The sequence below is a fragment of the Pseudooceanicola sp. NS-SX9 genome, from assembly GCF_057380705.1.
Map to the genome: position 1 here is coordinate 187,725 of NZ_JBXXRN010000006.1, position 26,522 is coordinate 214,246.

The following is a 26,522-nucleotide window of genomic DNA, read 5'->3' on the forward strand; positions in this document are numbered from 1 at the left end:
ATGACCCCGGAAACCCCCGAACAGCAGGACGCCCGCCTGCGCGCCGCCGTTGCCAGCGTCTGGCTGGGCCAGGGCCGCGCGGCCCCCGAAGGCCCCGCCATGGAGCGCGCCGTAGCCGTGCTGCGTGATACGATGGCGATGGGCGCCGCCGTGCCGCGCCAGACCGACAAGACCCGGATGCCGATGTACGGCGCCCGCCGCGACATCGAATAGGAAATTGCTCAAAATTTCGGCACCGTCACCGATGCGACCGAAAGAAACAAATCAATCAATTGAAACATCGGTTTGAAACTGAGAACCTGACTGCATCCAACATCGAGGATTCCTCTCATGAAACGCCCTCTTCTTGTTGCAATGGCCCTGATGGCCGGCGCGCTTTCCACCCCGGCCTTCGCGGCTGACGCGCTGAAATCGGCGCTGGACGGCAATGCGCCGCCCTTTGCCATGCCCAAGATGGATGGCTCGGTCGAGGGCATGACCGTCGACATGACCAACGAGATCGCCAAGCGCCTGGGCCGCAAGATCACCATCGAGGCCATGAGCTTTTCGGCGCTGATCCCGGCGCTGCAGGCGGGCACGTTCGACATGCTCTCGGTGCCGTTCACCGCGACGCCGGAACGGGCGCAGTCCTTCCTGCTGACCGAGGGCATCTGGTCCTCGGACATGGCCTATCTGATGTCCGACAAATCCGCCGACTGGACCAAGCCTGAAGACCTGAAGGGCAAGGTGCTGGCCACCAACAAGGGCAACATCGGCGACAAATGGGCCCGCGAAGATGCCGAGAAATACGGCTATACCGTTGAATCCTATGGTTCGCTGACCGATGCGGCGCAGGCCGTGAAGGCGGGCCGCGCCGATGCCGCCGTGGTCAACACCGTCACCGGCCTGACCATCGCCAAGAAATCCGGCGGGCTGAAGATGGCCACCTACCACGTCGACAAGGGCGTCTACTTCACCTACCCCTTCCCCAAGGGCTCCGAGAAGCTGCGCGACGAGGTCGAGGATGCGATCGAATGCATCAAGGCCGACGGCACCGCCGCCAAGATCTACAAGAAATGGCTGGGTGTCGAGCCGCCGAAGGGCTCGCTCGACGTGACGCCGCAGCCCGGCTACGGCCCCGAGGGCTTTGACGGCTACGACGCCACCCCGCACGAGCTGCACTGCAAGTAAGCCTTCCCGCGCGCGCCGCTCCTTTGGCGCGCGCCTCCCGACGGAGTATCCCCCATGCGACCCATCCTCGACATCCAGGCGCTCTATAAGGCCTATGGCGACACCGAGGTGCTGAAGAACATCAACCTCAAGGTCCGGGAGGGCGAGATGGTCTTCCTGATCGGGCCGTCGGGCTCGGGCAAGTCGACGCTGCTGCGCTGCTGCAACCGTCTGGAAGAACCGTCCTCGGGGGCGATCTACGTCGACAACACCAACATCATGGCCAAGGACACCGACATCAACCAGATGCGCCAGCGCATCGGCATGGTGTTCCAGTCCTTCAACCTGTACCCCCACATGACCGCCGAGCAGAACGTCATGCTGGCGCTGAAGCGGGTGCAGAAGAAATCCGCCGCCGAAGCCCGCGAGATCGCGCAGCGCGAACTGCACCGCATGGGCCTGGGCGAGCGCACCGGCCACTATCCCGCGCAACTGTCGGGCGGCCAGCAGCAGCGGGTCGCCATCGCGCGGTCGCTGGCGCTTGGCCCCCGCGTCATGCTGATGGATGAACCGACCTCGGCGCTGGACCCGGAACTGGTGGGCGGCGTCCTTCAGGCCATGCGCGAGATGAAAGAGGCCGGCATGACCATGCTGGTCGTCAGCCACGAGATGCGCTTTGCCCGCGAGGCCGCCGACCGCGTGGCCTTCATGCAATCGGGCGAGATCGTCGAATACGGCACCCCGGCCGAGCTGATGGCGAACGAGGGCGGCCGCGCCCGCGCCTTCCTGGGCGAGGGGCACTGAACGATGGATCTGAACCGCCTCGCCGAGGTCTATTTCAACGCCAAGGTCGCGCGCGAATACCTGCCCGACCTGCTGCATGCCGCCTGGGTGACGATTTCGCTGTCGCTGTGCGTGATCGTGGCGGGGCTGGTGCTGGGTCTGGCGCTGGCGCTGCTGCGGCTGGTCTCGGCGCGCTGGATCGTCGAGGTGCTGCGGCTCTGGGTCGATTGCCTGCGCGCGGTGCCGCCGCTGGCGGTGATCCTGCTGCTGTTCTTCGGCCTGCCCAGCGTGGGCGTGACGCTTTCGGCCTATTGGGTGATCTGGATCACCCTGACGCTGATCCTGTCGGCCTTCTCGGAAGAGATCTTCTGGGCGGGGCTCGAGGCCATTCCCCCCGGCCAGTGGGAGGCCGCGCGATCCACCGGGATGACGCAATCGCAGACGCTGCGTGACGTGGTGCTGCCGCAGGCGCTGAAGATCTGCGTGCCGCAGCTGACCAACCGCACCATCGGCATCACCAAGAACACCGCCCTGGGCACCGCGATCGGCCTGCCCGAACTGCTGAACGAGGCCCAGACAGCCCAGAGCTTTTCCGGCAATGCGACGCCGCTGATCATGGCGGCGGTGGGCTATCTGATCATCTTCCTGCCGCTGATGGCGCTGGCCGGTCACCTGGAACGCACCATGAGCTGGGGCAAACGCACATGAACACGCTGATCGACCAGTTCTTCAACCCCGAGATCATGGCCCAGGCCTTTCCCTTCCTGCTGAAGGGGCTGGGCATCACGGTGCTGCTGACCGTCATCCTGACGCCGCTGGGCGTGGGGATGGGCCTGTCGCTGGCGCTGCTGTCGGGGGCGCGGCGCGCCTGGCTGCGGCGGCCGGTGCGGATCTGGGTCAACGGCTTTCGCGGCCTGCCGCCGCTGGTGCTGATCATCATCGTCTATTCGGCCCTGCCCTTCCTGGGGCTGCGGCCGCCGCCGATGGCCGCGGTGGTGATCGCGCTGCTGCTGAATGCCTCCAGCTACTATTGCGAGATCCTGCGCGCCGGTCTTGGATCGGTGGCCCCCGGCCAGATGGAGGCGGCGCGGGCGACCGGCCTGTCGCGCGCCCAGGCCCTGCGCGACGTGGTGCTGCCGCAGGCGGTGCGCAACGTGCTGCCCGACCTGCTGTCGAACACGATCGAGCTGGTGAAGGGCACGTCCCTGGCCTCGATCATCGGGGTGAACGAACTGCTGCATGTGGCGGGAAATGCGCGCTCCGTCACCTACAACGCCACGCCGATCACGCTGGCGGCGCTGATCTACCTGGCGTTCCTGCTGCCCTCGGTCCGGCTGACCGGCTGGCTGGAACGGCGCCAGCGGCCCAGCCGCTGACAGCCCCCGGCCTAAGAAAAAGGGCCGCCCCCGGGGCGGCCCTTTCTGCCTCTAGCGCCCGCGGATCCGTGGATCCAGCGCATCGCGCAAGCCGTCGCCGATGTAGTTGACCGACAGCACCGTGAGCGAGATCGCCACCCCCGGCAGGATCACCCGCAGCGGATACAGCTGGATCTGGTCCACCGCATCGTACAGCAGCCGTCCCCAGGTCGGATAATCCGGCGGAAAGCCCAGCCCCAGGAACGACAGCGAGCTTTCGGTGATGATCGCCGTCGCGATCCCCAGCGTCGCCGACACCATCAGCGGGCTCAGGACGTTGGGCAGCACGTGGCGCAGGATCATCTTGGTGGGCGTCGTCCCGATCGAACGCGCGGCCAGGATGAATTCGCGTTCCTTCAGCGCCAGCACGTCGCCGCGCACCACGCGGGCGGTGTGCATCCAGCTGGTCAGGCCGATGGCGGTGACCATCAGCAGGAAGATGCCGTGTTCCGGCCCGAAGGCCCGCGACAGCGGTTCACGGAACAGCATCACCATGACCAGCAGCAACGGCAGCAGCGGCAGCGCCAGGAACAGGTCGGTCAGCCGCATCAGCACGCCATCCAGACGCCTGAAGAAGCCCGCGCAGACGCCGATCAGCGTGCCAAGCGCCAGCGCGATCAGCATCGCCGTCATGCCCACCGCCAGCGACACCTTGCCGCCCGCCATCATCCGCGCCATCAGGTCACGCCCCAGCTGGTCGGTGCCGAAGGGATGGCCCAGCATCGGCCCGGAATTGCGCGCCCGGATGTCGAACTTGGTCGGATCGACGGTCCAGACATGCGGCCCCACCAGCACTCCCAGCAGGATGATGACGAAGACGATCAGCCCCGCCATCGCGCCCCGGTGCGAGCGGAACTGCCGCCACACGTCGCGCAGCTGCGACGACGGCGGCGCATCGGTCATGTTCGAGGAATGGACGGCCTCAGTCATAGCGGATCCTCGGATCGAAGATGCCGTACAGGATGTCGGCGATCAGGTTGAACAGCACGATCAGCACCGCGAAGATGAAGGTCAGCGTCTGCACCATCGGCACGTCATTGGCCTGGATGGCGGTGATCAGAAGCTGGCCGATGCCGTTCACCTTGAAGACCTGTTCCGTGATGATGGCGCCACCGAAGATCGACGGCACGCCAAGCGCGATCACCGTGATCACCGGGATCATCGAGTTGCGCAGCACGTGCACCATCAGCACGGTCTGCTCTTTCAGGCCCTTGGCGCGGGCGGTGCGCACATAGTCCTGGCGCAGGTTGTCCAGCATCGAGGCCCGCATGAAGCGGCTGATCTGTGCCGTGGTCTGCAGCGCCAGCACCATGACCGGCATCACCATCTGCTTGAGCTGCGTGGTGAAGGTGGCCCAGTCATGCACCTTCAGCGTGGTGTCGTAGATCGAGGGCAGCCAGCCCAGATGCACCGAGAAGATGATGATGACCAGAACGCCGGTGAAGAACGGCGGCACCGAGAAGCCCACCATCGACACGAAGGTGCCGGCCTGATCGAAGATCGAATATTGCTTGTAGGCGGAAATCACCCCGATCGGCACGGCGATCAGCACGCCCACCACATAGGACAGACCGACCACCCACAGGGTCTGCGGCAGCCGCTGGGCAATGATGTCTGCCACGGGCGAGCGGGTCTGCCACGAGATCACGCGCTGTGCGTCGCCCGCCAGGTGGGTGCCCATCATCGTGTCTAGGATGTTCAGCGGTTCGACCCAGAAGAACTGCTTGACCCACAACAGGTAGCGGATCCACAGCGGCTGATCGAGGCCCATGGCCGCGCGCATCTTGTCGCGCACCTCGGGCGGGATGGTCAGCGGCAGGCTGGCCAGCGGATCGCCCGGCGCCAGATCCAGCAGCAGGAAAATGACGAGAGAGATGAAAAGAAGCGTCGGCACCGCAATCACGAGCCGGCGTATGGTGAAAGTGAACATGAGAGGGGACCTCGGGGCCTTGGAAAGGTCGCACGGGGCCGGTCGGAACCGGCCCCGGTCACGGGCTGAGAGGCGGGCGGTCAGGCCACCCGCCGCGGGATCACTTGATCCGGTACCAGTCCGCGATGTTCCAAAGCTGGCTGTCCCAGGCGTTGATCTCGACGCCGCCCAGGGTCTTCGACTTGGCCGAGGCGGTGCCGCGGTAGACCAGCGGCACGATGGTCATCGTGTCCTTGGTCAGCATGTCGTTCAGCTGCTTGGCCAGGGCGTGACGCTTGTCCATATCGGCGGTCTTGCCCAGTTCGGTGACCAGCTCGTCATACTTGGGATCGCAGTAGCGGTTGATGTTCTCGCCCTGCCAGCCGGTCGCGGGGCGGGGGGCCTTGTCGCAGGTGTACATGGCCAGGTACTGCTCGGGGTCGGTGCCGGCAAAGTTGTTGGCGTACATTTCCACGTCGGCATAGAACTTCTGGAAGGTATCCGGGCTGCCCGGGTCGCCGCCGAAGAAGACCGAGCCATCGACGTTCTTCAGCTCGGTATCGACGCCGATTTCCTGCCACCACTGCTTGATGATCGACTGGAAGTCCTGACGCACGGCATTGGTCGAGGACTGGAACAGCAGGTGCAGCTTGCGGCCGTCCTTTTCGCGGATGCCGTCGGATCCGACCTTCCAGCCGTCTTCATCCAGCAGCTTCTTGGCGCCGTCGATGTCCTGCTTCAAGCAGCCGGTGTTGGTTTCGTCGGCATAGGCCGCAGGCGCGGGCACCAGGTTGCAGGTCGGCTGGCCGGCGGGGCCATAGCCGATGTCCGACAGCATCTGGCGGTCGATCGCCATCGACAGGGCCTCGCGGACCTTGATGTCGCTCAGGATCGGGTGCGGATGCTTGGCGGTCGAACGTTCGCCATCGGGCAGATCGGGCGAGGGATCGGTCATGTTCATCTCGATCCGTTCCACCAGCGAGCCGAAGGCCTGGATCGTCTCGCCCTTGCCGGCCTTGACCATCTTGGCCAGGACCTCGGGGGCCAGCTGGGTGTTCCAGGCGTAATCATATTCGCCGGTTTCCAGAACCGAGCGCGCCGCCGCCGCCGCATCGCCGCCGCCCTTCAGCGTGACGCTGGCGAAATGCGGCAGGTTCGCATCGCGGTAGTTCGGGTTCGCCGACAGGCTGATCACGTCGTTGGGGCGGAATTCATCCACCTTGAAGGCGCCGGTGCCGATCGGGTTGAAGTTCTGCGTGGTGCAGGTCGGCGCCTTGGTGCCGGTGCAGTTCTCGAACTGCTTCTTCTGCAGGATCGGCGATTCGTAGGTCACGAAGGCCAGATAGGGATAGGGCTTGGGTTCCTTGAAGGTGATCTTGACCGTCAGCGGGTCCACCGCCTCGATCTTGTCGACGCCCTGGAAATGCGCCAGCTGCGCGCAGCCGCCTTGCGGATCCATGCAGTACTGGCCGGTAAAGACCACGTCATCGGCGGTCAGATCGCTGCCGTCCGACCATTTCAGACCCGGCTTCAGCTTGTAGGTGATGCTGGTCAGGTCCTTGCTGACGCCGCCGTTTTCCACCGTCGGGATCTCGGTCACCAGCCACGGCACCATCTCGCCCTTGGGGTTGAAGCGGATCAGCGGCTCCAGCACCAGGCTGCTGGCCTCCAGGTCCTTGGTCCCGCCCGACAGGTACGGGTTCATGATCGAAGGCGCCTGATAATAGATCAGGTTCAGGTGTCCGCTGTCACCGCGTTCGGCAAAGGCGGCGGGGGCAAGGGCCATTACGGCACCGGCGCCCAGTAGCAGGGTCTTGAGGGACATGGAAACTCCTTGCAGGACGGACCGAGCGCAGCGCGCAAGGGGGCGGCACGGGCCAGGGGCCCGCTCGCATCCCCCTGGAATGCTTCGGTTCTTTATTATCTTGATGGGCCCGCCGTTTCGGCGAACGCTCCCGGTTCATGCCGGGATCTTGACGTCCCGGTCACGTGAAGGTTCCGCCGATCAGCTTGCAAAACGCAATAGCCGATCGCGGCCCGGACGGTGCAAACCTTTGCATTCCGCCCGGTAAGCTACGGTCGTGTATAATTCGCGAGCAAACAATGCAGCCCGCCGGGCCGGCCGAGGAAATATCGCCCGAAATTGGCAAATTCGGCTTCCCCCCTGCCCCGTCCGCACGACAGGCTGAGGTGACAGACGGGGATCCGAGGTGCCGCCAGACGCGCCCGCCCTGCCTGCACCGGAACCAACAGGACGGCGCAAGTGCTTGATCAGAATACAGATTCAGTAGACGGAGAGGCCCCCCGAGCGCCTCTGGTAGACATCCGCAACCTGCGTGTTGCCTTCCAGACCCATGACGGGCCCGTGCTGGGCGTCGAGGACGTCAGTTTCCAGATCGCCCCCGGTGAATGCGTCTGCGTGGTGGGCGAAAGCGGCTCGGGCAAGTCGGTATCGTCGCTGTCGCTGATGCGGCTGGTGGAATTCGGCGGCGGAGAGATCGCCGGCGGCAAGCTGCTGTTCGACCGCGCCCGGGGCGACACGATCGACCTTGCGACCGCCGACAAGGACACGATGCGTCACATCCGCGGCAACGAGATCGGCATGATCTTCCAGGAGCCGATGACGACGCTGAACCCGGTCTTCACCGTCGGCCGCCAGCTGACCGAGGGGCTGCGCGTGCACAAGGGGCTGAACCGCGCGCAGGCCGATGAACGGGCGCTTGAGCTGCTGCGGATGGTGCGCATCAACGAACCCGAACGCCGCCTGCGCCAGTACCCGCACGAGCTGTCGGGGGGCATGCGCCAGCGGGTCGTGATCGCCATGGCCATGGCCTGCGAGCCGCGCCTGCTGATCTGCGACGAGCCGACGACCGCGCTCGACGTGACGATCCAGGCCGAGATCCTGTCGCTGATCAACCGGCTGAAGTCCGAGAAGGGCACCGCCGTCATGTTCATCACCCACGACATGTCGGTGGTGGCGCAGATGGCCGACCGCGTGGTGGTCATGTACCGCGGCAACAAGGTCGAGGAAGGCCCGGTCGAACAGATCTTCGCCGTGCCCCAGCACCCCTATACCAAGGCGCTTCTGGCGGCCGTGCCGCGCCTGGGCGAGATGCGCGGCAAGGATGCCCCCGAACCGATGCGCCTGCTGGCGCGCGACGGCACCGAGGTGGTCCATGCGCCCCGGGCGCCGAAGGCGGAGGCGGAACCGCCGGTGCTGCTGGACGTCAAGCACCTGACGACGCGGTTCCCGGTCAAGGGGGGTCTGATGCGCAAGACGATCTCGAACGTGCATGCGGTCGAGGACGTCAGCTTCCAGATCCGTCAGGGCCAGACCCTCAGCCTGGTGGGCGAATCGGGCTGCGGAAAATCCTCCTGCGGGCGGTCGATCCTGCGGCTGGTGCAGCCGACCTCGGGTCAGGTCTGGCTGGAAGGCAAGGACGTGATGACCTTCGACGAGGGCAAGATGCGGCGCGCACGGCGCGACATGCAGATGGTCTTCCAGGATCCCTTCGCCAGCCTGAACCCCCAGATGCGCCTGTTCGAACAGGTCGCGGAACCGCTGCGCAACTTCAACATCTGCGCGGGATCGGAACTGCAGGACCGGGTGGCGGGCCTGTTCGACCGGGTGGAACTGCCGCGCGGCTTCATGCGCCGCTACCCGCACGAGCTGTCGGGCGGCCAGCGCCAGCGCATCGCCATCGCCCGCGCCCTGGCCCTGAACCCAAAGCTGATCATCGCGGACGAGGCGGTCAGTGCCCTTGATGTCTCGGTGCAGGCGCAGGTGCTGAACCTGATGATGGAACTGCAGACCGACCTGGGCCTGTCGTTCCTGTTCATCAGCCACGACATGGCCGTGGTCGAGCGCGTCAGCCACCATGTCGGCGTCATGTACCTGGGCCGCATCGTCGAGATGGGCACCCGCCGCCAGATCTTTGAGACCCCGCGCCACCCCTATACCCGCGCGCTGCTGTCGGCGGTGCCGGTGGCCGATCCCGGGCAGCGCAAACTGGGCGGCGACGTGGAATACAAACCCATCCCCTCGCCCATCTTCCCGGTCGGCCATGACCCTGCCGCCTCGGTCTACACCCAGGTCGTGCCCGGTCACTACGTCCTGCAGGACTGATCCCGTTTCCAGAAAGCCAACTGAAATGCCCACCGAACTTTCCCCGCGAGAGGTCCTCGCGAAAATCGTCTCGTTCCCCTCTGTCAGCCATTCCACCAACGTGCCGCTGATGGACTGGGTGCAGGATTACCTTGGCCAGTGGGGCGTGACCTGCCATCGCGTCTACAACCCCGAGGGCGACAAGTGTAACCTTTACGCCAGCATCGGCCCCGCGGTCGAAGGCGGCGTGGTGCTGTCGGGCCATACCGATGTGGTGCCCGTCGATGGCCAGGACTGGACCAGCGATCCCTGGACCCTGACGGAACGTGACGGCAAGCTCTATGGCCGCGGCGCCTGCGACATGAAGGGGTTCGACGCCCTGGCCATCGCCGCCGCCGCCCGCGCCGCGCAAAGCGATCTGAAGCGCCCGCTGCAGATCGCGCTCTCTTATGACGAGGAGGTCGGCTGCACCGGCTGCGTCGGCATGGTCGAGGAAATGGCCGCCACCCTGCCGCGCGCCAGAGCCGTCATCGTGGGCGAACCCAGCCGCATGAAGGTCGTGACCGGTCACAAGGGCGGCGTCAATTTCCCCACCCGCATCATCGGCGTGCCGGTGCATTCCTCGCGCCAGCACGCGGGCGTCTCGGCCATCCACGAGGCGGGCCGCATCCTGAACTGGCTGAACCAGACCAATGCAGAGCTGATGACGACGCCGCCCGTTCCGATGGCCGCGATGTTCGATCCGCCCTTCACCACCGTCTCCGTCGGGCAGATCCATGGCGGCACGGCGCATAACATCACCGCCGGGGAATGCGTCTTCACCCTGGGCTTCCGCGTCGTCGCGGGCGAGGATCCCGACACCTGGCGGCAGCGCTACCTTGCCTGCGTGGCCGAGGTCGAGGCCGGCATGAAGGCCGTGTCCCCCGACGCCGCAATCGAGGTCCAGGACGGCTTCTCCGTCCCCGCCCTGACCCCTGAAACCGATGGCGCCGCCGAGGCGCTGGCCCGCGGCCTGACGGGCGACAACTCGACCAACGTGGTCAGCTACGGTACCGAGGCCGGGCATTTCCAGATCCACGGCTATTCGGCGGTGGTCTGCGGCCCCGGCGACATTGCCCAGGCCCATACGCCTGACGAATTCATCGAGGTCTCGGAATTCGACGCCGGCTGGGCCTTCATGGAAAAGCTGCTGGTGCAGCTGGCCGCCTGATCCCCCCCTTTCAAGACACCTCCCGGAGCCCCCATGCCCGTCAAGAACCGCTTTGCCGAACTGCTGCCCGAGATCACCGCCTGGCGGCACGATTTCCATGAACATCCCGAACTGCTCTACCAGGAGGTCCGCACTGCGGCGCGCGTCGCCGAACTGCTGCGCAGCTTCGGTGTCGACGAGGTCCACGAGGGCTTTGGCCGCACCGGCGTGGTGGGCGTGATCGAGGGCCGTGCCGCCCCCGGCGCGGGCCCCAAGGTCATCGGCCTGCGCGCCGACATGGACGCCCTGCCCCTGACCGAGATCACCGGCAAGCCCCATGCCTCGAAGACGCCGGGCGTGATGCATGCCTGCGGCCATGACGGCCATACCGCGATGCTGCTGGGGGCTGCGAAATACCTCTCCGAGACGCGCAACTTTGCTGGAAAGGTGGTGCTGATCTTCCAGCCCGCCGAGGAAGGCGGCGCCGGGGCCAAGGCGATGATCGACGATGGCCTGTTCGACCGTTTCGCCATCGAAGAGGTCTACGGCCTGCACAACCACCCCGGCCTGCCGGTCGGCCAATATGCCACGCGCCCGGGGCCGATCATGGCGGCGGCCGACACCTTCGGGATCACCATCACCGGCCGGGGCGGCCATGCGGCGCGCCCGCATGACTGCATCGACCCGATGCTGATCGCGGCGCAGATCATCCAGGCACTGCAGGGGATCGTATCGCGCACGGTGAACCCGCGGGATTCGGCCGTGTTGTCGGTCTGTACCTGCCAGACCGACAGCCCCGCCACCAACGTGATCCCGCAGGTGGTGACGCTGGGCGGCACGGTGCGCACCATGTCGCCTGCCCTGCGCGACCAGGTGCAGGCGCGCCTGACCACCATCGCCACCGCCATCGCCGAAGCCAGCGGCGCCCGCATCGCCATCGACTACAACCGCGGCTATCCGGTGACGATGAACGATCCCGCCGCCACCGAACACGCCATTGCCGTGGCCCGCGACCATGCCGGCCCGGGTGGCGTCGAAACCGCCGTCGAGCCGATGATGGGCGCCGAGGATTTCTCGTACTACGGCGAGAAGGTCCCGGCCTCGTTCATCTTCCTGGGCAATGGCGATACCGCCGGGCTGCATTCGCCGGAATATGATTTCGACGACGAGGCGATCCCCTATGGCTCGGGCTGGCTGGCCGGTCTGGCCGAGTCCCGGATGCCGGTGCCCGCCTGACATGACCTGATGGGGCGCGGCGCGGGTCGGGCCCCCAGGTCCCGGCCCGACGCCTTGGCGCAGGCCCGGATGCCGGTGCGCCTGACCTGACGGGACCCGGGGCGCGGGCCCGATGGCTTGGGACAGGCCCGACGCAGCCTCCTGCGGCCGGGGGCGCCTGACCGGCCGCGACGGGCCGAAGCTGCGCACAGACCCGATGGGACACGGCCGTCGGCAGCATGTTTGCCCGCCGGCGGTCTTTGGGCGCCCTGGTCTGATGCTGGCAAGCGCGGGCAGCCGAACCGGGACATCGTTCCGCGCGATGTCAGGACATCCGGCCTAGCGCCCGGCCGATCCCGCCACGTCCGACAGGCCGGGATCCCGGGCGCGGCATCGCCTGCCGGGCCCGCGACACCCCGATCCCGAAGCCCCGCCCGGTGGCGGGCCGCATCGCGCCATCCACCGGACCGGACAGGCCCGAGGGGACGCTCGCGGGGCAAAGGCAGGCCCGCAGCGTCGTCCTTTGGGCCACTGAGCCCTGTTCCACAAGGGGGCCGGGCGCGCGCCCCTTGACCGCGCATGTCCCGGTGCTGACCTTCCCGACCATACCCGTTGCCCCCGCCTTCTGGCCATATCCCGCAGTCGCAGCTGTGCCTGAAGGCGCCTTGGATCCTTTGATCCCGTTGTCTGCCCGCCCCTTACCCGGCGCGGAAATCGCCGCTGCGGATGCCGTGCTTGGCCAGCTTGTCGTAGAAGGTCTTGCGCGGGATCTGCAGCCGCGCCATCGCCTCGGTCGCATTGCCGCCCGCCTGGCGCAGGGCGTTGCGCAGCAGCGCCGCCTCGTAGCGCCCGACCAGTTCCGACAGCGAAGCCCCCTGGCCCGCCTCTTCCGGCATCGCTTCCAGCCCCAGGCAGAAGGCCTCGGCATATTGCTCCAGCTCGCGCAGGTTGCCGGGCCAGTCGTGGGTGTCCAGATGCGCCTGGTCGACCTCGGTCAGGGGCGGCGCACGGCGGCCGGTGCGCTCGGCAAAGCGCTGGATGAAATGGCGGAACAGCAGCGGCACGTCCTCGCGGCGGGCGCGCAGCGGCGGCAGGGTCAGCGTCAGCCCCGACAAGCGATAGTAAAGATCGGCGCGGAACCGTCCGGCCGCGACCTCGGTCGCGAGATCCGTGCGCGACGAGGCGATCACCCACAGATCCACCGGCCGCGGCCCGGCGGCGCCGGTGGGCCAGACCGAGCCCGTTTCGATCACCTCCAGCATCCGCGCCTGCAGGCCCTCGGGCAGGCTCTCGATCCCGGCGAGGTACAGCATCCCGCGCGAGGCGCTTTCGATGCGGCCGTAGCTGCGCAGATGCGGGCCGCCGCTGGCGACGCTGCCCAGATATTCCGCGTCAAAGCGTTCCGGCGCGATGGCGGCGCAGTTCACCGTCACGAAGGGCCGCGCCCTGCGGGGCGAGATCGAGTGGATATGGCGTGCCAGGCGTTCCTTGCCGACGCCCGCCTCGCCCAGAAACAGCGCGTTGATCCCGGCACCGGCGATGTGGTCGGCGGTTTCGCGCATGTGGCGGATGGCGGGGCTTTGGCCGACCAGCCCGTCGACGGGTAGCGGCGCCTCGGCCTGGGCGGCGCGCAGGCGGCGGTTTTCCAGCACCAGCCTGCGGGCCGCCAGGGCGCGGCGCAACACGGCCTCCAGCGGGCCGCGGCTGACCGGCTTGGTCAGGAAATCATAGACCCCGTCATGCAGCGCCTGCACCGCCATTTCCACGTCGCCATGGCCGGTCAGCAGGATCACCGGCAGGTCCGGGTCGATGGCGCGGATGCGCGCCGCCAGTTCCAGCCCGTCGATCCCCGGCATCCGCACGTCCGACAGCACCACCCCCGGCCAGTCGGGCCCAAGCCCCTGCAGCGCCTCGGCCGAGACGGCGAAGGGTTCGGGCGTGAACCCCGCCAGCCGCAGCCCCTGCACCTGGGCGGCCAGCAGCGGCGCGTCGTCCTCGACCAGGCGGACAAGCTCGGTCATGCGTCTCTCCATCGTTTCAGGGTCAGGCGGAAGCGCGCGCCCGGCAGGTCGGGGTGGGGATCGGGGCGCAGATCGCCGCCGAAATCGCGCATGATGCCCTGGCAGATCACCAACCCCAGCCCCAGCCCGGTGGCCTTGGTGGTCTGGAAGGGGGTGAAGGGCGCCTGCGCCACCTGCGGTGCCAGCCCCGGGCCATTGTCGGAAATCCACAGCCGCACGTGATCCTCGGCCACCTCCAGCCGCATGTGGATGCGCCCGTCGGGACGGCCCGCCAGCGCCTCCTGGGCGTTCTGCACCAGGTTCACCAGCACCTGTTCCAGCCGCACGGTTTCCGCCACCACCCGCAGATCGGCGGGGATCACGTCGGATCGGACCTCGACCGCCTCGCTGGCGCGGCGGCTGGCCGCCAGTCGCAGCGAGGCCTGCCAGGCCTCGGCCAGCGACACCGCCCCCTGCACGCCGCGCGCCTTGCGGGCAAAGCCCTTCAGATCCGAGGTGATGGTCTCGATCCGATGCGACATCTCGACGATCTGGCGCAGGTTCTCCTGCACGGGGGCGGCATCGCCCGGCAGCAGGTCCTGGCCGTATTCCGCCAGCAGCCGGATCGTCGACAGGGGCTGGTTGATCTCGTGCGCCACCCCGGCCGAGATCTGCCCCAGCGAAGCCAGCTTGTTGGCCTGCACCAGCGCCGCCTGCATGCCGGCAAGCTGCGCCTCGGCCTCTTCGCGTTCATGGATCTGCCGGGACAGGGCGCGGGTGCGGGTGGCAACGGCGCGTTCCAGCCGGACGCGGTAGCGCGCGGCCTCGCTCTGACGGCGGCGGATCGTCTGGGCCAGCAGCATCCCGCCCGCCAGCAGCAGCGCCACCAGCGTCACCGCCAGGGCTGCGGGCACATAGACCGGCGCCCGCTGCATCCGCAAGTCCAGCCGCCAGTCCGAGCGCGGCACCGGCAGGCTGACCGTCCACCGCCCCGCCGCGGGGGCATGATGAAAGCGCAGTGCCGCATCCGAGGTCAGCGTCACGAAACCCAGCGGATCGGTCACCCAGGCCGGACGGGCAGACGCCCGCCAGTTGGCCTCCAGATCATCGAACTCCAGCTTGACGACGACAACGCCCAGCGGCGCTGCGGCGGTGCCGATGCGCCGCGACAGGTAAAGCCCGGGCCGATGGCTGACCGAGCCAAGCGCATATTCCCGCCCCTCGCCGGTGCGCACCGCATCCCCGACATAGGCGCGAAAGCCATAGTCGCTGCCGACAAAGCTGCTGTCCTCGTTCCAGTTCGAGGCCGAGGTCGCCCGCCCCGCCGCATCGGTGACGTAAAGCACGCTGGCGCCGATGTCGGTATTCAGCGCCTCCAGCCGCTGCGACAGCGCCAGATGGGCGGCGGCCGAAGGATGCGCCTGCGCCGCCACCACCTGCGGATCGCTGGCCAGCACCGCCCCCACCGCCTGCTGGCGCGACAGTTCCGAGGCGATCGCCAGCACCCGGGCGCGGCCGTCGATCAGCGCCGCCTTGCGCTGGCCCGCAAGCGCCAGGTCGAAGGCCAGCAGCCAGACCAGACCCAGCACGGCCAGCGCAGCCGCCAGGGGCAGCAACCATCGGGGCAGGCGGGACTCGACAAGGGGCAGGCGCATGGCAGCGGTCCGGGTTCCAGGGTGTTTCGGTTCCCACACTAGCAGAAATATATCTGTGTGGAAATCGAAACACATTTCCACCCCCTCGCTGACAAATCATCAGTGAAATCGGTAATTTGCCAGATTTGTCATCGAATTGGCATGAAACCGCAGGGCTTTCTATCCTGTGCGCAATCTTCAGCCTGTGGAGGAGCAGATGCACTTCGAACCCGGCGCGGCCGCTGCGCGCAAGCCCATTCCCTTCTACCGTCACCTTTATGTCCAGGTGCTGGTGGCGATCACCATCGGCGCCCTTCTGGGGCATTTCTATCCGCAGACCGGCGAGGCGATGAAGCCGCTGGGCGATGCCTTCATCAAGCTGGTGAAGATGATCATCGCGCCGGTGATCTTCCTGACCATCGTCACCGGCCTTGCGGGCATGGGCAACCTCAAGCAGGTGGGCTCGGTCGCGGCCAAGGCCTTCGGCTACTTCCTGTTCTTCTCGACGCTGGCGCTGATCATCGGCATGATCATTGCCAACGTGGTGCAGCCCGGCGCGGGGATGCATATCGACCCGGCCTCGCTGAACAGCGACGCCGTCGCCAGCTATGCCTCGAAGGCGCATGAGACCTCGCTGCAGGGCTTCCTGATGGGGATCATCCCGACGACGATCTTCTCGGCCTTCACCGATGGCAACATCCTGCAGGTGCTGTTCGTGGCGATCCTGTTCGGCGTCTCGTGCATCCTGGTGGGTGATCACGCCGCCCCCGTCGTCAACTTCTGCGAAAAGACCTCGATCATCATGTTCCGCCTGGTGGCGATCCTGATGAAAGCCGCACCGATCGGGGCCTTCGGCGCCTTCGCCTTCACCATCGGCAAATACGGCATCGGTTCGATCGCCAACCTGGCGATGCTGGTGGGCACCTTCTACCTGACCGCGCTGATCTTCGTGCTGGGCGTGCTTGGCATCGTCGGTAAGCTCTGCGGTTTCTCGATCCTCAAGCTGATCAGCTACCTCAAGGCGGAACTGCTGCTGGTGCTGGGCACGTCCTCCTCGGAATCCGCGCTGCCCGCGCTCATGCAGAAGATGGAGCGCGCCGGCTGCCCCCGTCCCGTCGTGGGTCTGGTCGTGCCGACCGGCTATTCGTTCAACCTTGATGGCACCAACATCTACATGACGCTGGCCGCGCTCTTCATCGCGCAGTCGATGGACATCCACATCGGGCTGGGCGACCAGATCCTGCTGCTGCTGGTGGCGATGCTGTCGTCGAAAGGCGCGGCAGGCGTGACGGGTGCGGGCTTCATCACCCTGGCCGCGACGCTTTCGGTGGTCCCCACCGTTCCCGTCGCCGGCATGGCGCTGATCCTGGGCGTCGACCGCTTCATGTCGGAATGCCGCTCGCTGACGAATTTCATCGGCAATGCCGTGGCCACGATCGTGGTCAGCAAGTGGGAAGGCAAGCTGGACCACGAACAGCTGACCCGGGCGCTGAACGGCGAACTGCCGCCCGTTGGCGTGGAACCGGCGATGAAACCGGCGGAATGATCCGCCCCCCAAGATGACAAAGGCCCGCAGCACCCGCTGCGGGCCTTTTGCATTCAGGGACCCCGCTTGGGGCGCGGGGCGCGTGGTGCGCGGGCACCGCGCACCAGCGTCGCGGGGCCCTCGACGGGCCCGGCGACGCTCCCCGCCACAAGCGCTTACAGGATCGACTGGCCCGTCGCCGCCCAGTCCTTCGCGAACTGCTCCAGCCCCTTGTCGGTCAGCGGATGCGCGGCCAGGCCCTTGATCACCTTCGCCGGGATCGTCGCCACGTCGGCGCCCGCCAGCGCCGCCTCCTTCACATGGTTCGCCGTGCGCACCGAAGCCGCCAGGATCTCGGTTGCGAAGGCGTAATTGTCGTAGATCTCGCGGATCTCGCGGATCAGCTCCATGCCGTCCAGGTTGATGTCGTCCAGCCGCCCGACAAAGGGGCTGATGAACGAAGCCCCCGCCTTCGCCGCCAGCAGCGCCTGGTTGGCCGAGAAGCACAGCGTCACGTTCGTCGCGATCCCCTTGCCCGAGAAATGCCGGCACGCCTTCAGCCCGTCCAGCGTCAGCGGCAGCTTGATGACCACATTGTCCGCGATCTGCGCCAGGCTCTCGCCCTCGGCGATCATCGCGCCCGCCTCCATCGCCGCCACCTCGGCCGAAACCGGCCCCTCGACCACCTCGCAGATCTCGGCGATCACCTCGCGGAAATCGCGGCCCGATTTCGCGATCAGCGTCGGATTGGTGGTCACGCCATCCAGCAGACCGTAATCGTTCAGCTCGCGGATCTCGGCCACGATGGCGGTATCGACAAAGAATTTCATCTCGTTCTCCTGAAAAGGGCTTGGGGGAAAGGCAACGGCCCCCGAAGGGGCCGCGTGGATCACACCGAAAGGAAACCGCCGTCCACCGGCAGCACCGCGCCGGTGATCATGCGCGCCTCCTGCGACAGCAGCATGGCGATGCTGTCGGCGACCTCGTCCGCTTCGGCAAAGCGGTTCATCGGGTGGCGCACCATCATCGGCTGGGATTTCACCGGATCCGACCAGGCCTCGGCCGCCAGTTCCGTCAGGGTGATCGTCGGCGCCACGCAGTTCACCCGAATGCCATGAGGCCCGAATTCCTTCGCCATGACGCGGCTTGCGCCCTCCAGCCCCGCCTTCGAGGCCGCATAGCACAGGTGTTCGGTGAAGCCGCGATGCCCGGCAATCGAAGTGATGTTGACGATGGCGCCGCCGCCGCCCGCCGCCACCCGCGCCCGGGCGAACTCCTGGCAGGTGATCAGGGCGGCGCGCAGGTTGATGCCCAGCACCGCCTCATAGCTGGCCTCGGTCACGTCAAAGCTGCTCTCAAGGATGTTGATCCCGGCCGAGTTGATCAGGAAGTCGGCAGGCCCCGCCTCGGCCATGGCGGCGCGGGTGGCGGCGGGATCCTGCAGATCCACCGCGATCGAGCGCCCGCCGATCTCGGCGCGCAGGGTTTCTAGGTCGGCGGCGGTGCGGGTCATGGCGATGACCTCGGCGCCGCGGGCGGCCATGGCAAGGGCACAGGCACGCCCGATCCCCTTGCCCGCGCCGGTGATGATGACGGATTTTCCGGAAAACTGCATTGTGCCTCTCTCAGGCCAGGTGATGTTTGACGCGGGCGATCAGACCCGCGGCGGTGATGCCGAATTCGGCGTAAAGTCGTTCGGCCGGGGCCGAGGCGCCAAAGCCGCGAAGGCCCAGCACGTCGTCCTCGGACGCGACATAGCGGGTCCAGCCGAAGGTCCCGGCGGCCTCGATGGCGACGCGGGGGGCGCTGCCCAGAACGGCTGTGCGATAGGCGGCGGGCTGGGCTTCGAACAGCTCCCAGCAGGGCATCGAGACGACGGCGGCGTGAATGCCCTGAGCCGCCAGCGCCTCTGCCGCCTCGACCGCGATGGCGACCTCGGTGCCGGTGGCAAGGATCGTCGCGTCGCGGGGGGCGTCGGTCTCGCGGATGACATAGGCGCCCTTGGCGGAAAGGTTTTCGGCCCCCGGCCCCCGCAGCTGCGGCACCGCCTGACGCGACAGCGCCAGCAGCGAGGGCGTCTTGCGCGTGCGCAGCGCGATCTCCCAGCATTCCAGCGCCTCGACCGCATCGGCGGGGCGCATGACGTTGAGGTTGGGCATGGCCCGCAGCGAGGCCAGGTGTTCGACCGGCTGGTGGGTGGGCCCGTCTTCCCCCAGCCCGATGGAATCGTGGGTCATCACATAGACCACGCCCACCCCCATCAGCGCCGACAGCCGGATGGCGTTGCGCGCATAGTCCGAGAACACCAGGAAGGTGCCGCCATAGGGGATCAGCCCGCCATGGCAGGCGATGCCGTTCATCGCCGCCGCCATGCCGAATTCCCGCACGCCGTAAGAGACATAGCGCCCACCATAGGCGCCGGGCTGGAAATCGCTGTCGACCGCCGGCACCCGCGTCAGGTTCGATCCGGTCAGGTCGGCGGAACCGCCGATCATCTCGGGGCAGGCTGCGGTCAGGGGGGCAAGGGCCAGCTGGCTGGCCTTGCGGGTGGCAACGCTCTGCGGCGCCTCGAACAGCGCCTGCCGGGCCTCTGCCACGGCGGCGTCGAACCCTGCGGGCAGATCGCCTGCCATGCGGCGGGTGAATTCGCCCCCCTTGTCCGAGGCCGCAAGCCGCCCCTGCCATGCGATGCGATCCGCCTGCGCGCGGATGCCCGCCGCGCGCCATTCGGCCAGCAGATCGGCGGGGATGGTGAAATCCTGCGGCCCCAGCCCAAGCGCCTCGCGCGCCATGGCACGTTCCGCGTCGCCCAGGGGCGAGCCATGCACGCCCGCCGTCCCCGCCTTGTGCGGCGCCCCCAGCCCGATCACCGTGCGCATGCGGATCAGCACCGGGCGGTCGATCCCCTTGGCCTGCGCGATGGCCGCATCAACCTGCGCCACCGAATGACCGTCGCAGGACAGCACCGCCCAGCCCGCGGCCTCGAACCGGCCGGTCACGTCCTCGGTGAAGGCCTTCGAGGTCGGCCCGTCGATGGAAATCCCGTTGTCGTCATAAAGCACCGTCAGCCGGTCCAGCCGCAGGTGTCCGGCGAGCGAAATCGCCTCCTGGCTGATCCCCTCCATCAGGCAGCCGTCACCGGCAAAGACCCAGGTGCGGTGGTCCACCAGCTCATCGCCGAATTCGGCATTCAGCTTGCGTTCGGCCAGCGCCATGCCCACGGCAGATGCGAGGCCCTGCCCCAGCGGGCCGGTGGTGACCTCGATCCCCTTGGCGTGGCCGTATTCCGGGTGGCCTGCGGTCTTTGCCCCCCACTGGCGAAAATTCTTCAGCTGTTCCAGCGGCATGTCCTGATAGCCCGAAAGGTGCAGCAGCGCATAGAGCAGCATGGAGCCATGCCCGTTCGACAGCACGAAGCGGTCTCGGTCGGGCCAGTCGGGGCTGGAAGCATCGAACTTCAGATGCCGCATCCACAGGGCGGTTGCGGCCTCGGCCATGCCCATGGGGGCGCCGGGATGGCCGGAATTGGCGGCCTCGACCCCGTCAATGGCCAGCCCGCGCAGGCAGTTCGCCAGGGCAAAGGCATGGGCATCCTCGCGGGCCGTGGCGAGGGCGGTGGAAATCACGTTCATGTGGTAACCTTCTCGAGGGCGTGGCGGATGTCCCGCGCGGTGGATTGCAGCGCCAGGAAGGCGCGGTAACGGGCGTCATGCAGCGCCTTCAGCCCCGTGTCGGGCTGGCACAGGGTGGCGACGCGCGACAGGGCGGGCATGGCGGCGGGCAGGTCCGGGAAGGCCCCCGCCGCCACCGCCCCCAGCATGGCCGAGCCCAGCAGCACCGGTTCCTCGCAGGCCGTGACCTCGACCGGGAGGCCCGTGGCATCAGCCAGGATCTGGCGGGTCAGCGGATGCGCCCCCGCCCCCCCCGAGACCGAGATGGTGCGAATGGGCGCGCCATGGGCGGATTGCGTCTCGATGATCTGGCGCAGGCCGTAGCCCAGCCCGCAGACCCCGGCGACATAGAGCGCGACAAGGCTGTCGGTGCCTTCCTCCATCCCCTGCCCCGCGATCACGGCGCGGGCATGGGGATCGGCGAAGGGGGCGCGGTTGCCCAGAAATTCCGGCACCACATGCAGATGATCGGCCAGCCGCACGGCGGCCGAGGCGCTGCCCGCCCGCGCCAGCGCGCGATCTGCCAGATAGGGGACCAGCCCCTTGTCGCCCGCCGCTTCGGTGGCCGCGGCAGTGGCGGGGTGCAGCTGCACCAGTTGCGCGATGGCGGCACCGGCGGCGGACTGGCCGCCCTCGTTCAGCCACATGCCGGGGACCATGGCGGAATAGTAGGGCCCCCAGACGCCCGGCACGAAGGCGGGTTCGGCGGTGGTCGTCATGGTGCAGGAGGAGGTGCCGAAGACATAGCCGAGGCAGGCCGTGGCATCCTCGGCGCCGCCCTTGGCCGCGACCGTGCCGATGCCGCCCGCATGGGCGTCGATCAGCCCGGCGGCAACGGCGGTGCCGGGGCGCAGACCCATGGCAAGGGCGGCCGCTTCGGTCAGCCCCTGGCCGAGGGCGGTTCCCGGATGCACCACCCTTGCCCCGATGCGCGCAAAGCCCTGATCCGCCAGATCCCCCAGCCCGATGGCGTGGAAATACGCCGGATCCCAGCGATCCTCATGGGCAAGGTAGGTCCATTTGCAGGTGACGGTGCAGGACGAGCGCTCCGTGGCGCCGGTGGCCTTCCAGGTCAGAAAATCGGTCAGGTCGAAGAAATGCTGCGCACTGTCATAGACCTCGGGGCGGTTTTCCTTCAGCCACAGCAGCTTGGGCGTTTCCATCTCGGGCGAGATCACGCCGCCCACGTATTTCAGCACGTCATGGGATCCGGCGTTGATCCGCGCCGCCTGATCCAGCGCGCGGTGGTCCATCCAGACGATGATGTCGCGTTCGGGATGGTCGGGTTCGCCCACCGGCAGGCCGCCTTCGGGCCCCTGCACCACCAGCGAACAGGTGGCGTCAAAGCCGATCCCGGTGATGGAGCCGGGCGCCACGCCCGATCCCCGCACGGCGTCCGAGACGCTCTCGCAGACGGCGTTCCAGACCTGGGTGCTGGATTGCTCGACATGGCCGGCGTCGGTGCGGTGCAGGGTGAGGGGGCGTTTCGCGGTGGCCAGCAGCTGGCCGGTGGCATCGAAGACACCCGCACGGGCCGATCCCGTGCCGACATCCACGCCGATGAAATGCTGGGACATGGGACTTCCTTTGGGGCGTTGGGGCTGCGGGGGGATGGCCCCCCGCAGCGGGGATCACATACGGGCGAAGGCGGTGGGCAGGACCACCAGATCGCGCACCGTCACCTGACGGCGGCGGGTCAGCATGAATTCGACCGCCTCGGCGACCTCTTCGGCATCCATCAGGGCGCCTTCTTCCTTGGCCTTGCGCAGGTTTTCCTCGGGCCAGTCGGCCAGCAGGGCGCTGATCACCGGACCCGGCGACACCTGCGCCACGCGCACGCCATAGGGGATCATCTGCCGCCGCACGCCCTGCACGAAGCTGGTGATCGCCCATTTCGAGGCCGAATAGACCGGCTCCCATTCCGCGGGGAAGTGACCCGAGATCGAGCAGGTGACGATGATGTCGCCGCTCTTGCGGTCCATCATGTGGGGCACGACGGCCTGGATGTTCTTGATCGCCGCATTGACGTTGAGGTTCAGCATCCGGTCGATCGTGTCGGCATCGGTGTCCCACAGGTCACCGCCGATATAGGTGCCGGCGTTGCAGTACAGGATGTCGACATGGCCGACCTTCTCCAGCACCTCGGGGACCATGGCCTTGCAGCTATCGGGGTCCAGCAGGTTGGTGACCTGGGGGATGGCCTTCTCGCCCAGCTCGGCGGTCAGGGCCGCCAGGGCGGCCTCGTTCCAGTCAGCCATGACCACGGTCACACCATTGCCCAGAAGCATCTTGGTGGTGGCCAGCCCGATGCCCGAGGCCGCGCCGGTGACGACGGCAATCTTGCCTTCCAGCGATTGAGACATGCATGTTCTCCAAAGGATTTCAAAGGGGAAAGAATTGATGCGCGCGCCCCGAAGCGGGAGGGCGGGGGCGCGCGCCAAGGATCACCATTCGCGGCCGATGTAGATCGCCAGCAGGATGATGGCGCCCTTGATGACGTCCTGAAGATAGGGGTTGATGCCCATCAGGTTCAGACCGTTGTTGAGGATCCCCAGCAGGATCGCCCCGATCAGCGTGCCCAGGATCAACCCGCGGCCACCGGCAATCGCGGTGCCGCCCAGCACGACGGCGGCGATGGCATCCAGCTCGAACCCCACGCCCGCATTGGGCTGGCCCGACATCAGGCGGCCGGTCAGGATGATCGCCGCGAAGGCCGAGGTCAGCCCCGAGATGCCGTAGACCGCCAGCTTGACCCGCTGGGTCTTCACGCCCGACAGCTTTGCCGCCAGTTCATTGCCGCCGATCGCATAGACATGGCGGCCGAAGGGCGTGCGCTGCAGCAGCACCCAGGCCAGGGCATAGATCACGAACATGATGATGACGGGCACCGGGATGATGCCGATGCGGCCGATCCCGAACCACGAGATCCATGACGGCAGCCCCGAGATCGGGTAGCCGCCCGAATACAGCAGGCCAAAGCCGCGCGCCATGCCCATGGTCGCCAGCGTCACGATGATCGCGGGCATCCGCCCCCAGGCCACCAGCGCGCCGTTGAACAGCCCCAGCAGCACGCCGATCACCAGCCCCGCCAGCAGCCCGACAAAGCCCGGCATCCCGAAGTTGACCATCAGCCCCGCCGCAATCGTGCCCGCCAGCGCCATCACCGCGCCCACCGACAGGTCGATGCCGCCGGTCAGGATCACGAAGGTCATGCCGACCGCGATGATGCCGACGATCGACACCTGCCGCAGCACGTTCAGGATGTTGTTGACGGAAAAGAAGTTGTCCGAGGCAAAGCCCATCAGGACCGAAACAACGATCAGCCCGACCAGCGGCAGCGCCAGCGGCGATTTCAGCATCCCCGCGACGGAAAATCCCGTGCTGCGGTTCTGCGACGGTGCGGTGTTGGCATCATGCGACATTCTGGACCCTCCCGGTCGTGGCATGGGTCATGATCTGCTCCGAGGTGATCTGCTCGCCCTCGACCGTCGCGACGATCCCGCCCGAGCGGAAGACGCAGACGCGGTCCGACATGCCGATGACTTCGGGCAGTTCGGAGGAAATCATGATGATGGAATAGCCCTGGGCGGTGAATTCGCGCATCAGGGCGTAGATCTCGGCCTTGGCACCGACGTCGATGCCGCGGGTGGGCTCGTCGAAGATCAGCACCTTCATCTGGTGGTTCAGCCAGCGCGCGATCACCACCTTCTGCTGGTTGCCGCCCGACAGCGTGTCGACGCGCGCATGGGGCCCCTGGGCCTTGACGCGGACCTTGCGCATCGCCTCTTCGGTGGCGGCCAGTTCCTGCTTCATGTCGATGAACCAGTGGTTCTTGCGGTACTTGCCGTAATTGTTGATCGAGATGTTCTGCAGGATCGGGAAGCTGGTGATCAGCCCCTGTTCCTTGCGGCTTTCGGGCAGCAGGCCGATGCCGTGCATCAGCCCGTCGGCCGGTTCGCGAAAGCGCGTCTCGGCGCCGTCGACCAGCACCTTGCAGCGCGCTGCCGGATAGGCGCCCAGCATCGCCAGCGCGGTTTCCGTGCGCCCCGATCCGACGAGGCCCGCAAAGCCCAGGATCTCGCCCGCGCGCAGGCGGAAGGACGACACCGGGCCGCCCTTGCGCAGCTGGACTTCCTCGCAATGCAGCACCACTGGGGCATCGGCGGGGATCGCGGGCTTGTCGGGAAAGCTGTTCTCGATCCGGCGGCCCACCATCATCTCGACCAGGCGGTCGGTGTCGGTGTCCTTGACCGCGCAATCGCCGATGAATTCGCCGTCGCGCAGCACGGTGATGCGGTCGCAGATCTCGAAGATCTCGTCCAGGTGGTGCGAGATGAAGACGACCGCCACACCCTTGGAACGCAGCTGGCGCATCACCTTGAAAAGATGCTCGACCTCCGAGGGGGTCAGGGTCGCGGTGGGTTCGTCCAGGATCAGGATCCGCGCGTCCAATGACAGCGCCTTGGCGATCTCGACGAACTGCTGTTCGGCGACCGACAGGCGGCTGACCGGCACGTCCAGCGGCAGATCCACATCCAGCAGCGCAAGGATTTCCCGGGCCCGCGCAGCCATGGCGCGGCGGTCCAGCAGACCAAGGCGCGTCTTCATCTCGCGCGCCAGGAACATGTTTTCCACCGCCGTCAGGTAGGGGATCAGGCTGAATTCCTGGAAGACGATGCCGATGCCCGCGGCGATGGCGGCATCGTAATCGGCGAAATGGCAGGGCTTGCCGTCCAGGACGATCTGACCGGCGGTGGGCTGAAGAATGCCGCTGAGGATCTTCATCAGCGTCGACTTGCCGGCGCCGTTCTCGCCCAGAAGGGCGTGGACCTCGCCGCCGCGGATGCTCAGGTTCACCCCGTGCAGGACCTCGATCTTGCCGAAGCTCTTGCGGATCCCTTGCAGTTCCAGCATCGCGTGCTCCTCGTTGAAGGAAGGGGAAGGCCGCCCCCGGAGGGATCCGGGGACGGCGGCGGGCTTACCAGCTGAAGCCTTCGGCGTTCTTCTGGTCCACGACCTCGACGTCGATCGGGACCTCTTTCGGCACCACCTGCGCGCCCCAGTATTTGGCCAGTGCAATGCCCAGGCCCACGCGGACCTGATCGCGCGGGAATTGCGCGGTGGTCTCGATGAAGGGGGTGCCCTTGGCGATGGCATCAACCGCTTCGGGGGCGCCGTCGACCGAGGTCAGCTTGATGTCCTTGCCCGAGCCCTGGATGGCGGCGAGCGCGCCCATCGCACCGCCGTCGTTGACCGAGAAGAGGCCGGCGAGGTTCGGATGCGACTGGATCATGTTCTCGACCACGCCCATGGCGACGGACCGGTCCTGACGGCCGTTCTGGGTATCGACCAGCTTGATGTCGCTATATTCGGCCAGGGCTTCCTTGCAGCCCTCGACGCGCTGCAGGATCGGCACGACGGGGATGCCGTCCAGGATCGCGACCTCGCCCTTGCCACCCAAGGAGTCGGCCAGGTACTTGCACGACTTGTAGCCCGCGTCCTTGTTCTTCGATCCCACGAAGCTGTCGACGGGGCCGTTGGCATTGGCATCCACCGCCACCACGATCACGCCCTGCTGCTTGGCCATGGTCACGGCGCTTTCGATGCCGGCGCTGTCGGTGGGGTTCAGCAGCAGGATCTTGATGTTCTGCTGCAGCATGTCCTCGACATCCGAGATCTGCTTGGCCACGTCATGGCCCGCATCGGTAAAGACCACATCGGCGCCGATGCTGGCGGCGGCCTGTTGCAGCGCCTCTTTCATCGAGACGAAATAGGGGTTGTTCAGCTCCTGGAACGTCATGCCGATCTTTAGCTTGTCGGCGGCGAAGGCCGGGCTGGTGGCGGCAAGCGCAAGGGCTGCGGCCGAGGCCGCGCAAAGCAGTTTCTTCATGGTGTCAGTCCTCCCTGGGATGCGACGGGCAAGGCCC

General features: G+C 67.1%; 22 protein-coding genes. 9 read left to right on the top strand and 13 right to left on the bottom strand.

The window, feature by feature from the left end:
* The 5 genes from AC2ITM_RS22860 (at position 1) to AC2ITM_RS22880 (ending at position 3,308) form a co-directional block, all read left to right on the top strand.
* Positions 1 to 213 carry a hypothetical protein gene (locus AC2ITM_RS22860; protein ID WP_486470514.1) on the top strand — a complete coding sequence of 71 codons (213 nt, stop codon included), beginning with the start codon at positions 1 to 3 and terminating at the stop codon, positions 211 to 213.
* Positions 214 to 330: 117 nt separating this feature from the next.
* The gene (locus AC2ITM_RS22865) at positions 331 to 1,170 is read left to right on the top strand and encodes a transporter substrate-binding domain-containing protein (RefSeq protein ID WP_486470515.1); all 840 of its coding nucleotides are present in this window, start codon (positions 331 to 333) and stop codon (positions 1,168 to 1,170) included.
* Positions 1,171 to 1,224: 54 nt separating this feature from the next.
* On the top strand, positions 1,225 to 1,953 hold the full coding sequence (locus AC2ITM_RS22870; protein WP_486470516.1) for an amino acid ABC transporter ATP-binding protein: 729 nt from the start codon (positions 1,225 to 1,227) through the stop codon (positions 1,951 to 1,953).
* A 3-nt stretch (positions 1,954 to 1,956) separates the two neighbouring features.
* On the top strand, positions 1,957 to 2,640 hold the full coding sequence (locus tag AC2ITM_RS22875) for an amino acid ABC transporter permease (RefSeq protein ID WP_486470517.1): 684 nt from the start codon (positions 1,957 to 1,959) through the stop codon (positions 2,638 to 2,640).
* On the top strand, positions 2,637 to 3,308 hold the full coding sequence (locus tag AC2ITM_RS22880; RefSeq protein WP_486470518.1) for an amino acid ABC transporter permease: 672 nt from the start codon (positions 2,637 to 2,639) through the stop codon (positions 3,306 to 3,308). The genes AC2ITM_RS22875 and AC2ITM_RS22880 overlap by 4 nt, the downstream gene beginning before the upstream one ends.
* Before the next feature lie 51 nt (positions 3,309 to 3,359).
* On the opposite strand, the gene AC2ITM_RS22885 is transcribed toward AC2ITM_RS22880, so the two are convergent.
* The 3 genes from AC2ITM_RS22885 to AC2ITM_RS22895 all read right to left on the bottom strand — a co-directional run bounded on the left by AC2ITM_RS22885 (position 3,360) and on the right by AC2ITM_RS22895 (position 7,081).
* Positions 3,360 to 4,277 carry an ABC transporter permease gene (locus AC2ITM_RS22885; protein WP_486470519.1) on the bottom strand — a complete coding sequence of 306 codons (918 nt, stop codon included), beginning with the start codon at positions 4,275 to 4,277 and terminating at the stop codon, positions 3,360 to 3,362.
* On the bottom strand, positions 4,270 to 5,277 hold the full coding sequence (locus AC2ITM_RS22890) for an ABC transporter permease (protein ID WP_486470520.1): 1,008 nt from the start codon (positions 5,275 to 5,277) through the stop codon (positions 4,270 to 4,272). Before AC2ITM_RS22890 ends, AC2ITM_RS22885 begins: the two co-directional genes overlap by 8 nt.
* 100 nt (positions 5,278 to 5,377) lie before the next feature.
* Positions 5,378 to 7,081 carry a peptide ABC transporter substrate-binding protein gene (locus AC2ITM_RS22895; protein WP_486470521.1) on the bottom strand — a complete coding sequence of 568 codons (1,704 nt, stop codon included), beginning with the start codon at positions 7,079 to 7,081 and terminating at the stop codon, positions 5,378 to 5,380.
* A 438-nt stretch (positions 7,082 to 7,519) separates the two neighbouring features.
* On the opposite strand from AC2ITM_RS22895, the gene AC2ITM_RS22900 reads away from it, so the two are divergent.
* The 3 genes from AC2ITM_RS22900 to AC2ITM_RS22910 are packed head-to-tail and all read left to right on the top strand — an operon-like array spanning position 7,520 to position 11,786.
* Positions 7,520 to 9,382 carry an ABC transporter ATP-binding protein gene (locus tag AC2ITM_RS22900; RefSeq protein WP_486470522.1) on the top strand — a complete coding sequence of 621 codons (1,863 nt, stop codon included), beginning with the start codon at positions 7,520 to 7,522 and terminating at the stop codon, positions 9,380 to 9,382.
* Positions 9,383 to 9,407: 25 nt separating this feature from the next.
* Positions 9,408 to 10,571, top strand: a complete 1,164-nt coding sequence (gene argE / locus AC2ITM_RS22905; RefSeq protein ID WP_486470523.1) for an acetylornithine deacetylase — start codon at positions 9,408 to 9,410, stop codon at positions 10,569 to 10,571.
* 33 nt (positions 10,572 to 10,604) lie between these two features.
* Positions 10,605 to 11,786, top strand: a complete 1,182-nt coding sequence (locus tag AC2ITM_RS22910; RefSeq protein ID WP_486470524.1) for a M20 aminoacylase family protein — start codon at positions 10,605 to 10,607, stop codon at positions 11,784 to 11,786.
* A gap of 677 nt (positions 11,787 to 12,463) precedes the next feature.
* Here the strand turns inward: AC2ITM_RS22910 and AC2ITM_RS22915 are convergent.
* Positions 12,464 to 13,786, bottom strand: coding sequence for a sigma-54-dependent transcriptional regulator (locus AC2ITM_RS22915; protein ID WP_486470525.1), 1,323 nt, complete (start codon positions 13,784 to 13,786; stop codon positions 12,464 to 12,466).
* Positions 13,783 to 15,420 (bottom strand): ATP-binding protein, encoded by a 1,638-nt coding sequence (locus AC2ITM_RS22920; RefSeq protein WP_486470526.1) that lies wholly within the window; start codon positions 15,418 to 15,420, stop codon positions 13,783 to 13,785. Before AC2ITM_RS22920 ends, AC2ITM_RS22915 begins: the two co-directional genes overlap by 4 nt.
* A gap of 196 nt (positions 15,421 to 15,616) precedes the next feature.
* Between AC2ITM_RS22920 and AC2ITM_RS22925 the strand changes: the two genes are divergently transcribed.
* Positions 15,617 to 16,945: a dicarboxylate/amino acid:cation symporter gene (locus AC2ITM_RS22925; protein WP_486470527.1), complete on the top strand. Its 1,329-nt coding sequence runs from the start codon at positions 15,617 to 15,619 to the stop codon at positions 16,943 to 16,945.
* Positions 16,946 to 17,100: 155 nt separating this feature from the next.
* Here AC2ITM_RS22925 and fsa read toward each other — a convergent pair whose 3' ends face one another.
* From fsa to AC2ITM_RS22965, 8 genes are all read right to left on the bottom strand, one after another.
* Positions 17,101 to 17,754 carry a fructose-6-phosphate aldolase gene (gene fsa / locus AC2ITM_RS22930; protein ID WP_486470528.1) on the bottom strand — a complete coding sequence of 218 codons (654 nt, stop codon included), beginning with the start codon at positions 17,752 to 17,754 and terminating at the stop codon, positions 17,101 to 17,103.
* A 59-nt stretch (positions 17,755 to 17,813) separates the two neighbouring features.
* Complete coding sequence (locus AC2ITM_RS22935) at positions 17,814 to 18,539, bottom strand: SDR family oxidoreductase (protein WP_486470529.1); 726 nt, start codon at positions 18,537 to 18,539, stop codon at positions 17,814 to 17,816.
* 10 nt (positions 18,540 to 18,549) lie between these two features.
* Complete coding sequence (gene tkt, locus AC2ITM_RS22940) at positions 18,550 to 20,556, bottom strand: transketolase (RefSeq protein WP_486470530.1); 2,007 nt, start codon at positions 20,554 to 20,556, stop codon at positions 18,550 to 18,552.
* On the bottom strand, positions 20,553 to 22,172 hold the full coding sequence (locus AC2ITM_RS22945) for an FGGY-family carbohydrate kinase (protein ID WP_486470531.1): 1,620 nt from the start codon (positions 22,170 to 22,172) through the stop codon (positions 20,553 to 20,555). Before AC2ITM_RS22945 ends, tkt begins: the two co-directional genes overlap by 4 nt.
* Before the next feature lie 54 nt (positions 22,173 to 22,226).
* A complete protein-coding gene (locus AC2ITM_RS22950; RefSeq protein ID WP_486470532.1) occupies positions 22,227 to 22,958 on the bottom strand; it encodes an SDR family oxidoreductase in 732 nt (243 codons plus the stop codon).
* 81 nt (positions 22,959 to 23,039) lie between these two features.
* Positions 23,040 to 24,017: an ABC transporter permease gene (locus AC2ITM_RS22955; protein ID WP_486470533.1), complete on the bottom strand. Its 978-nt coding sequence runs from the start codon at positions 24,015 to 24,017 to the stop codon at positions 23,040 to 23,042.
* On the bottom strand, positions 24,007 to 25,509 hold the full coding sequence (locus AC2ITM_RS22960) for a sugar ABC transporter ATP-binding protein (protein ID WP_486470534.1): 1,503 nt from the start codon (positions 25,507 to 25,509) through the stop codon (positions 24,007 to 24,009). The genes AC2ITM_RS22955 and AC2ITM_RS22960 overlap by 11 nt, the downstream gene beginning before the upstream one ends.
* A gap of 64 nt (positions 25,510 to 25,573) precedes the next feature.
* A complete protein-coding gene (locus AC2ITM_RS22965) occupies positions 25,574 to 26,485 on the bottom strand; it encodes an ABC transporter substrate-binding protein (protein WP_486470535.1) in 912 nt (303 codons plus the stop codon).
* Between the last annotated feature and the right edge of the window lie 37 nt (positions 26,486 to 26,522).